This is a genomic window from Gordonia sp. 852002-50395_SCH5434458 (genome assembly GCF_001665905.1).
In the GTDB taxonomy this organism is placed as follows: Bacteria; Actinomycetota; Actinomycetes; order Mycobacteriales; family Mycobacteriaceae; genus Gordonia; species Gordonia jacobaea.
The window spans coordinates 1-1,336 of the sequence record NZ_LZTC01000071.1; the positions used below are offsets into that span (position 1 = coordinate 1).

Annotated in this window: 1 protein-coding gene and 1 pseudogene; one reads left to right on the top strand and one right to left on the bottom strand. The window is 65.1% G+C overall.

The genetic code is table 11. The features are described 5' to 3' along the window. Window positions 1–312: 312 nt before the first annotated feature. Window positions 313–1,029 (top strand): slipin family protein, encoded by a 717-nt coding sequence (locus tag A5785_RS15895; protein WP_064867469.1) that lies wholly within the window; start codon window positions 313–315, stop codon window positions 1,027–1,029. A gap of 25 nt (window positions 1,030–1,054) precedes the next feature. On the opposite strand, the pseudogene A5785_RS15900 reads toward A5785_RS15895, so the two are convergent. Then, a pseudogene (locus A5785_RS15900) lies at window positions 1,055–1,336 on the bottom strand (HNH endonuclease signature motif containing protein); the annotation flags it as partial.

Here is a 1,336-nt window from a genome sequence, read left to right on the forward strand (position 1 = left end):
GATGTGTATAAGAGGCAGCCCGCTCTGGCATCGTTACCTCTCGCACGAGAGAGCAGCCGATCCCGGGGTACCGGCGATCATGTTCTGCGCGTTGGACTCTCGAGCACCATTCACGGAAATGGCAGGGCTCTCACAGCCCGAGGTTCAACTCCTCACCAGACGCCGCCCCCGGGAATACAAGGTCGACGCCGGTCCTGCGGTCGTCCGACGTCCGACTTCGGTCGGTCGACGGACGGCCCCATCGACGCGATCTCCCGCGGGCGGTGTCGCCTGCACTACGACATGCGCGACAAACGAAGGGAGGTTCGCATCATGTCTGCTTTCACCGAACTCCGCCTGGCGACCAAGCCTGCCAAGCGGTGGTTCCCCAAGATCTCCGTACCCATCGGGTACAAGGGACTCGAGTACCGCAATGGCGAACTCTCCCGCGAACTTTCGCCCGGCGAGTACCGCGCGCGCAGGGGCGCCGCATACACGTTCGTCGACATGCGTGAACGGGTCATGACCCTCGCGCCGCAGGACATCCTGACCTCCGACTCCGTGTCGCTGCGCGTCACGATGGCCGTCCGCGCGTCGGTTTTCGACGCGGTCGCATTCACCGAGCGGGCCAGCGATCCGTGGGCGGCGGTATACCTCGCCGCGCAGGTGGCGTTGCGTGAGGTCTGCGCAGCCGTGACCGTCGATGAGGTGATCACCCGAGCCGACACCGTCGACACCGGGTCGATCATCGCCGCGACCGCACGTGCTGGCCGCGCTGCGGGCATCGAGGTGCTCGACGTGGTGGTCAAGGACGTGATCCTGCCCGCCGAGATCCGCTCGGCAGCAACCGAATTGGTCACTGCCAAGGCACGCGGGCTGGCCAAGTTGGAGACCGCACGCGCAGAAACTGCTGCGCTGCGTTCATTGGCCAACGCCGGTCGCGTGCTCGACGCCCACCCCGCACTGGCGCGCTTGCGTCTGGTGCAGGATGCGCCGTACGGCACCAAGTTCGTGCTGGCGCTCAGCGACGCCGAGCCCGGCACCGACTGAGCCAGGACGATCCCAGGGAGACCCGTCAGTAGGGTGGCGGGTTTTCCTGGTTCCACTTTTCTTCGGCGCGTGTGACTTTGGCGCGTCGTTGTGTGTGGATGGTGTCGATGGAGCGGCGGGCGGGGTGGTCGGGTGGTTTGGTGGGGATGAGTTTGGGGAACAGATCGAGGCCGCCGAAGGCGTTGCCGACAAAGGTGTGCCCGGTGGGGGATACGAAAATCGCTGTCTGCAGGTCGAGTTGGTAGTCACGCCATCGACCGAACGTTTTGGTTCGGTGATGAAACCGGCACAGCGGTTTGAGGTTTGC

Coding starts and splice junctions, on each gene's coding strand:
- A5785_RS15895 (WP_064867469.1), top strand. CDS start 313: ATGTCTGCTTTCACCGAACTCCGCCTGGCGACCAAGCCTGCCAAGCGG.